The sequence below is a fragment of the uncultured Porphyromonas sp. genome (genome assembly GCF_938039215.1).
Classification (GTDB): domain Bacteria; phylum Bacteroidota; class Bacteroidia; order Bacteroidales; family Porphyromonadaceae; genus Porphyromonas.
This window is the reverse complement of sequence record NZ_CALHVI010000050.1, coordinates 25,186-33,094: the sequence shown is the minus strand read 5'-3', so window position 1 is coordinate 33,094 and position 7,909 is coordinate 25,186. Positions and strand designations below refer to the sequence as shown.

The following is a 7,909-nucleotide window of genomic DNA, read 5'->3' as shown; positions in this document are numbered from 1 at the left end:
AGGTTTTTTCGGCGACCTACCGTGGATCGTTTTTCACCCCTCCCAAACGCCCGTACTGAGCGGGCTCGTTCGACACCGATTTTCTCTTCCTAGGATCAGCCCGTAGGAGGCTAGGAGGGAGGGATGTACTACAGAGAGGCAGAGCCTCAGCGATCCTTGTGCAGAGAATGTCTATCTTTGCATGCAAATTGTCCATGTTGTATCCCTACCTCAAGGAGGGATAGCAGGACAAGCCATTTGTCAGACCGATACATAGCTATATGGGTGCGCCCAAATCAAAACAATCATCGACGCTACGCTACTCTCGCCTCCTGAGCTTCATCAGCATCACCGTCACGCTCTTCATGCTCGGCGCTCTGGGGCTCGTCTATGTCCTAGAGCAAGGGATGAGTGAAGAGGTGCGTGGGCGTATCTCCTTCACCATCGAACTTCCCCAAGACGAGGGGAGCAACCCCGAAGCTACCATTGCTGAGATCCGTAGCCTCTCCTGTGTGCGTGAGGTACAGATCATCAGTGCTGACAGCGCAGCTCGTAGCCTCACCTCTATCCTCGGCGAAGATCCTACGAAGATCCTCGGGTACAATCCGCTTGTGCCCATGGCTAAGATCTTCCTCAAGGCTGAATACACCCACCCCGATAGCATCAAGAAGATCATCGCCTCTCAGCCCCTCTTCAAGACGGCTGAAGGGCTCGAAGAGCAACAAGGGCAGTGGGTCTCCGCCTCGAAGAACCTGCAGACGATCCGCTTCGTCCTCTGGATCTTCCTCGGGCTACACCTCATCGTGAGCTTCCTACAGATCAATACTGCTACCGGGCTCGTCATCTACTCCCAGCGCATGCGCATCCGTACCCTCTCACTCATCGGAGCAACTTCGGGCTTCATCGGCCGCCCCTTCATCCGTAGGGCTGTCCTTGAGGGCTTTGTCGGCGCACTCCTAGCACTAGCTCTCCTCTCTGGAGCACTCTTCGGCATCGAAGAAGCCTTCGGCTATGCACTGCTCAAGATCTGCCCTCCGATGCACCTCGTCGCAGTAGCCATCTGCGTCCCACTGGTCGGAGTGCTGGTGAGCTTCGTCTCCTCATGGCGAGCCACACGCCGCTACATCCACATGGAGGAGGGTAAGATCCATCTGATCTAACCCCTTTCCTTCGTCCGCCATCCAACTGTATCTACATATCCCAATGCTCTACAGCAAAAAGAATTATCTCCTGATGGGAGCTTCCCTGCTCCTGATCCTCATCGGCTTCATCTTGATGTCGGGAGGCCAGAGCGAAAATCCTACCGCCTTCAGCCCCGAGATCTTCAGTAGCCGACGCATCGTCGTCGCTCCGATCATCTGCCTCTCTGGCTTCATCTTGATGATCTATGCCATCCTAGTCAAGCCTACAACGACCAAGAAAGGGGAGGACGCTACCCGATGAGTATCCTAGAGAGCATCATCCTGGCCATCGTAGAAGGGCTGACGGAGTTCCTCCCCGTCTCTTCGACGGGTCACATGATCCTCACTGAGGGGATCCTCGGGATGGAGAGCACAGACTATCTCAAGGCCTTCACCGTGATGATCCAGTTCGGAGCCATCCTCTCGGTCCTCGTCTATTACTTCCGACGCTTCCTGCCCTTCCCCATCTTCGGACTAAAGCCTGACCCAACGACGAGCCTCGGAGGCTGGCGGCTCTATGGTCTGATGATCATCGGATGTATCCCCGCAGCCATCCTCGGTGCGCTCTTCAACGACAAGATCGACACCCTCCTCGGCAGTACGTGGGTCGTCCTAGCGATGCTCTTCTTCGGAGGGATCTTGATGATCTACTTCGATCGGATCTTCACCCACAAGACCGAGCGCCCAGTCACGACGAAGAATGCCTTCATCATCGGGCTCTTCCAGTGCCTAGCGATGGTGCCTGGTGTCTCTCGCTCCATGGCGACGATCTTCGGAGGTATGCAGCAGGGACTGACACGTAGACAGGCTGCTGAATTCTCCTTCTTCCTCGCCGTCCCGACGATGTTCGGTGCTACCCTGCTCAAGGGCTACAAGCTCTACAAGGATCCCGCTATGAGTGGGGTCTTCGAGGCGAACTGGCACACGCTCCTTGTGGGCAATATCGTAGCCTTCTTGGTAGCTCTACTCGCCATCAAGTTCTTCATCGAGTTTGTGACGAAGTATGGCTTCCGTGTCTTCGGCTACTACCGCATCCTCCTCTCCGTTGGCATGGCTATTGCCCTCCTCCTCGGAGCTAACATCTCCCTGAACTAAGATGCCAGAGCAACTCGACCTCATCGCCGGAGCAACCATCGCTCTGGACAAACCCTTGACGTGGAGCTCCTTTAGCCTAGTCAATAAGTTCCGCTGCGAGGCTTGTCGCTACCTAGGCATCAAGAAGCTCAAGGTCGGACACGCTGGCACGCTTGACCCCCTAGCCACTGGGGTGATGATCCTCTGCACAGGCAAGCATACGAAGCGTATCGACGAACTGCAAGCAGGTCGCAAGGAGTACATCGCTGACATACGCCTCGGGCAGACGACTCCGACCTTCGACCTAGAGACCGAGCCCGATGCCTTCTTCCCTACCGAGCATATCACCCGTGAGGCGGTAGAGGAGGTACTGAAGAGCTTCATCGGCACCATCGAACAGGTACCCCCAGCCTTCTCCGCTGTAAAGGTCGACGGACGACGTGCCTACGATCTGGCTCGCAAGGGTCGTGACTTCGAACTCAAGGCTAAGACGCTCGTCATCGATGAGCTAGAACTCCTCGATTACGACCTTCCCCACCTCCGCATCCGTGTCGTCTGTAGTAAGGGCACCTACATACGTGCTCTAGCCCGAGACATCGGTACAGCCCTCGGCTCGGGAGGCCATCTCACCGCCCTACAGCGTACACGTGTGGGCGACTTCACCCTCGACCAATGCTTACGAGTGGAGGATATACAAGCCTTCCTCAGAGAGCATGTCGCTCCTCGCTCCGACGAAGAATAAGAACGAACCAACCCTCAAGACAGAACTAGATAGAAATGAAGGATACTAAGCTGAGCCACTTCGAGATCGAGATCCCCGAGAACCTCATTGCTAAGAAGCCTACGAACTTCCGTGATGAGTCTCGCCTCCTGGTACTCCATCGTACGACCGGAGAGATCGAGCACCGCTACTTCAAGGATATCCTTGACTACTTCGACAAGGATGATGTCTTTGTCTTCAACGATACTAAGGTCTTCCCCGCACGTATGTACGGCAATAAGGAGAAGACTGGTGCCCAGATCGAAGTCTTCCTCCTCAGAGAGCTAAACCCAGCCTTCAAGCTCTGGGACGTTGTCGTCGACCCTGCTCGTAAGATCCGTATCGGTAATAAGCTCTACTTCGGTAAGAACGATGAGCTCGTGGCCGAAGTCATCGACAATACGACCTCCCGTGGACGTACCCTGCGCTTCCTCTTCGATGGGTCGCAGGAGGAATTCCGTCGCCTGCTCTATGCTATGGGAGAGACTCCTCTTCCCAAGTACATGAACCGTAGCCCCAACAGCGAAGATGCGCATCGCTACCAGTCCCTCTTCGCAGAGCATGAGGGTGCTGTCGTAGGGCCTGCTGCGAGCTTCCACTTCAGTCGTGAGCTCCTCCTTCGCATGGAGATCAAGGACATTCGCAAGGCATTCATCACCGTGCACAATGGCCTAGGGAACTACCGTGACATCGATGTAGAAGACCTCACCAAGTACAAGATGGAGAGCGAGCAGATGATCATCACCGAAGAAGCTTGCTCCATCGTCAACGCTGCCAGTGCTGCAGGGCGCAACATCTGTGCAGTCGGTACATCTGTCCTCCGAGCTATGGAGACAGCTTCGGGTACGGAGCGCCATATGAAGGCCTTCGATGGCTGGACAAGTAAGTTCATCTTCCCTCCCTACGAGTTCAACGTACCCAATGCGCTGGTGACGAACTTCCACATGTCGAAGTCCATCCTACTGATGATGACGGCAGCCTTCGGAGGCTACGAAGAGACCATGCACGCCTATGCCGTAGCGATCAAGGAAAAGTATCGCTTCGGAGCCTACGGTGATGCTATGCTCATCGTGGACTAACCCACCTCATGGCTAAGCTCTACCTATCCCTAGGTAGCAACGAAGGAGATCGAGAGATGCTCCTTAGAGCGGCTATAGATGCCATCGACCTGCTCATCGGGCCGGTCGATGGCATCTCACCCTTTATCGAGACAGAGCCTTGGGGCTTCGAGAGCAAGCATCCCTTCCTCAATATCGCCCTCTCTGTAGAGACGGATCTCCCCGCGATGGATGTACTCGATAGGACCCAAGAGATCGAGCGTCAGCTGGGTCGTCAGCGAAAGAGCGTGGCAGGTCAGTACGAAGATCGCCCCATCGACATCGACCTACTCTGCTACGACGATCTTGTGCTCTCTACGGAGCGACTGACCCTACCCCATCCCCTCCTACAGGAGCGACTCTTCGTCCTCGATCCACTAGCCGAGATCGCCCCACAATTCCTACACCCCACCCTAGGCAAGACCATCCAGACGCTCAGAGATGAGCTACGCCTTCGCCTAGACTAACCCTTACCCTAACTTATGATCCTCATCTTCGGAGGGACCACGGAGGGACGTATCGTCAGCTCCATCCTTGACGAATCTGGCAAGGAATACTATTACTCGACCAAAGGCGACTTACAGCAGATAGACCTTGTACACGGAGAGCGTGTCTCGGGAGCAATGACCCACGAGGTCATGCGTGACTTCATCCAAGAGAAGGATATCCGCCTAGTCATCGATGCCGCCCATCCCTTCGCAGCTGTCCTACACAAGACGATCGGCGAAGTCACTGCCGCTCTATCTATCCCTGTCGTCCGCTATGAGCGGCGCTACAGCGAGCGTACGGGTCAGGTCATCGAGTGCGCTAGCTATCAGGAGATGATCGAGAAGCTAGAGGCGCAGCCCTGCCGAAGGCTCCTTGCTCTGACGGGAGTGAATACGCTCGTTCCCCTCAAGCCCTTCTGGGAGAAGCACGAGAGTTTCTTCCGCATCCTTGACCGAGACGACTCTAGAGAGAAGGCAGAAGCTGCAGGGTTTCCCTTCAGTCATATACGCTACTTCCGTGAGGGCGAAGACCAAGCGCTTTTCGACGAGATACAGCCCGATGCTGTGATCACGAAGGAGAGTGGCGAGAGTGGCTTCTTCGAGGAGAAGATCGCTCCAGCCCTTGCTGCTGGTGTGCCCGTCTACATGATCACACGCCCTGCTCTGCCTGAGCACTACGAGCATGTCCACGGACCCGTAGGTCTTAGGAAGGCGGTAGAGCGTCTCTGTCCCGACTTCTTCCCTCTGAAGACGGGCTTCACTACGGGCAGTACAGCTACCGCAGCCACTGCGGCCGCCCTCCATGCTCTATTGCACGAAGGGGAATTCATCGATTCGGCAGAGATCATCCTTCCCTCGGGAGAAGAGGTCAAGCTCCCTGTGGAGCGACTGGAGCAAACAGAACGAGGCTATCGGGCGATGGCTCGCAAATATTCGGGCGATGACCCCGACGTGACCCACCTCACGGAGATCTGCTCCGAAGTAGCCTTCACCAAGGAGCATGACGGAGTGCACTTCCTCCAAGGCGAAGGGGTCGGTGTCGTGACGCTCCCTGGGCTAGGGCTGGAGATCGGTGGCCCAGCGATCAACAAGACACCTCGCCAGATGATGGAGACCATCGTGCGTCGTCATTATCCCGAGGGCGGGGTGGATATCACCATCAGCATCCCTCAAGGGCGGGAACTAGCGACTAAGACCTTCAACCCTCGTCTAGGCATCCTCGATGGGATCTCCGTCGTCGGCACCTCGGGGGTAGTCAAGCCCTTCTCTTCGGAGGCTTTCATTGCTTCGATCGTTCGTCAGGCGGATGTAGCCGTAGCTTTGGGGGCGGATACCATCGTCATCAATTCTGGTGCTAAGAGCGAGAAGTATCTCAAGGCGGCCTTCCCCGACCTCCCCTTCCAGTCCTTCGTCCAGTACGGCAACTTCATCGGGGAGACCCTCGAGAAGCTCGCCTCCCTCTCCATACCCAAGATCTATATGGGTATCATGCTGGGCAAGGCCGTGAAGCTCGCTGAAGGCAACATGGACACCCACAGCAAGAAGGTGGTCATGAACAAGGCCTACCTACACACCGTAGCCACGAAGGCGGGTTGTACCGATCGAGCCCACACCCTCATCGACGGCCTGACGCTGGCACGCGAACTATGGCAAGGTCTCAGCGCTGAAGACCTCGACCGCTTCATGCATCAGATCACTGAATCCTGCCACGAAGCTGGCGCTCGTCTCGTCCCCGAGAGTGAGCTCTCCGTCCTCCTCATCGACGATGAGGGCAATATCCGCTACACCTATCCTCGAGACTTCTTCCAAGCCAATAAATAGTCTGCGACTATGGAACTACTTCTCAAGCGAGCCTACGAGCCCACCCTGCCCACCGACGGCTACCGTGTACTCGTCGACCGCCTCTGGCCCCGAGGGCTAAGCAAGGAGCGAGCCCAGCTCGACGAGTGGGCTAAAGACCTAGCGCCCTCGACGGAGCTACGCCAATGGTTCGGGCACGATCCTGCCCGCTGGGACGAGTTCGCCCGTGACTACCGCTCCGAGCTGGAGGCCTCGACTGCGCCTCAGGACTTCCTCGCCCGCCTCGGAGCTCAGGAGCGGGTCACCCTCGTCTACGCAGCCCACGATCAGGAGCACTGCCACCCCTTGGTGCTCCGTGCCTACCTACAGACACTCCTCGCTTCACAGCCTTAGCCCTCTCTATGCTCGATCTCCTACTCCCGGCCTTCATCGCCCCTCTTCTCCTAGGCTTCCTCCTAGACCGAGCTCTCGGTGATCCTACGACCTTCGGCCATCCGATCATCTTCCTTGGTCGCCTGATCGGTTGGGGGGAGAAGCACCTCAATCACGGCAAGGCACGTCTGCTCAAAGGTTTCGTCTACAACGGGAGCTTGGTACTCCTGACCTTCCTCCTTCCCCTTCTGGTCTTCCTCGCACTTTTCTCTAGGGTAGAGGCTAGCTATTGGCTGGGGGAAGGATCGACTGGTGTGCTCCTGCTCCTCGCCTATGGCCTCCTCTCCTCGCTCCTCATCTTCTACATGCTCTCGGGGAAGACGCTCCATGACGAGGTGCGGGGTGTCTTCCGTGCCGTTGGACTCTCACTCGAAGAAGGGCGAAAGCAAGTGGGGCGTATCGTCGGGCGAGATACGGGAGCTCTCTCCGAGCAAGAGATCCGCACCGCTGCTCTAGAGACGCTGGCGGAGAACCTCAGCGATGGGGTCGTCGGTCCGATGCTCTCTTGGGCCTTCTTCGGGATGCCTGGCATCCTCACCTACAAGATGATCAACACGCAGGACTCGATGGTCGGCTACCTCAACGAGCACTACCGAGACTATGGCTACTTCTCGGCCAAGCTCGATGACCTAGCCAATCTCCTCCCCTCACGTCTCACAGCCATCCTAATGCTCCTCTCTGCAGGAAGGCTCGATCTCCTCTCGAAGACCTTCCGCCACGGACGAAGACACCTTAGCCCCAATTCGGGCTATCCCGAGGCGGCTCTTGCCCTCATGCTCGGCTGTCGCTTTGGCGGGCCACATGACTACTTCGGTGAGGTTGTAGACAAGCCCTTCATCGGCGAAGAAGACCGCGCCCTCAGCGACAGAGACCTCCAGCGAGCAGTGACGATCACTCGGCGCACCGAGCTCCTTGCACTAGTGCTCTGCCTCGTACTCCGAGCTCTTATACTCCTCGGACTTTTCCTCCTCTATCTCTTCCTCCTCTTCTCGCTACACTGAGCCCAGCTCTGCCCTTCCCTCGCCCCTTCGAGAGAGCTCTCTCTATGCGCTATTCTGAGGGACCTTGGGTAAGGCTCAAAAAAACCTACTGTGGGTC

Annotated in this window: 9 protein-coding genes; all 9 read left to right on the top strand. The window is 56.8% G+C overall.

The genetic code is table 11. From position 1 onward, the window contains the following. Positions 1-260 precede the first annotated feature (260 nt). The 9 genes from Q0336_RS06785 to cbiB are packed head-to-tail and all read left to right on the top strand — an operon-like array spanning position 261 to position 7,812. Positions 261-1,139: an FtsX-like permease family protein gene (locus Q0336_RS06785; RefSeq protein WP_298526950.1), complete on the top strand. Its 879-nt coding sequence runs from the start codon at positions 261-263 to the stop codon at positions 1,137-1,139. 43 nt (positions 1,140-1,182) lie between these two features. Beyond that, positions 1,183-1,422 (top strand): DUF3098 domain-containing protein, encoded by a 240-nt coding sequence (locus tag Q0336_RS06780; RefSeq protein WP_298526947.1) that lies wholly within the window; start codon positions 1,183-1,185, stop codon positions 1,420-1,422. Further along, positions 1,419-2,255, top strand: a complete 837-nt coding sequence (gene uppP, locus Q0336_RS06775; RefSeq protein ID WP_298526945.1) for an undecaprenyl-diphosphatase UppP — start codon at positions 1,419-1,421, stop codon at positions 2,253-2,255. The genes Q0336_RS06780 and uppP overlap by 4 nt, the downstream gene beginning before the upstream one ends. 1 nt (position 2,256) lies before the next feature. Continuing rightward, the gene (gene truB / locus Q0336_RS06770) at positions 2,257-2,976 is read left to right on the top strand and encodes a tRNA pseudouridine(55) synthase TruB (protein ID WP_298526942.1); all 720 of its coding nucleotides are present in this window, start codon (positions 2,257-2,259) and stop codon (positions 2,974-2,976) included. Positions 2,977-3,011: 35 nt separating this feature from the next. Continuing rightward, positions 3,012-4,073, top strand: coding sequence for a tRNA preQ1(34) S-adenosylmethionine ribosyltransferase-isomerase QueA (queA, locus tag Q0336_RS06765; protein WP_298526939.1), 1,062 nt, complete (start codon positions 3,012-3,014; stop codon positions 4,071-4,073). Positions 4,074-4,081: 8 nt separating this feature from the next. Continuing rightward, positions 4,082-4,558 (top strand): 2-amino-4-hydroxy-6-hydroxymethyldihydropteridine diphosphokinase, encoded by a 477-nt coding sequence (folK, locus tag Q0336_RS06760; RefSeq protein ID WP_298526936.1) that lies wholly within the window; start codon positions 4,082-4,084, stop codon positions 4,556-4,558. 15 nt (positions 4,559-4,573) lie between these two features. Further along, a complete protein-coding gene (cbiD, locus tag Q0336_RS06755) occupies positions 4,574-6,400 on the top strand; it encodes a cobalt-precorrin-5B (C(1))-methyltransferase CbiD (RefSeq protein ID WP_298526934.1) in 1,827 nt (608 codons plus the stop codon). A gap of 9 nt (positions 6,401-6,409) precedes the next feature. Further along, entirely contained in the window at positions 6,410-6,772 is a 363-nt protein-coding gene (locus Q0336_RS06750; protein ID WP_298526932.1) for a DUF488 family protein, read from the top strand. 8 nt (positions 6,773-6,780) lie between these two features. Then, entirely contained in the window at positions 6,781-7,812 is a 1,032-nt protein-coding gene (gene cbiB / locus Q0336_RS06745; RefSeq protein ID WP_298526930.1) for an adenosylcobinamide-phosphate synthase CbiB, read from the top strand. The last annotated feature ends 97 nt before the right edge of the window (positions 7,813-7,909 follow it).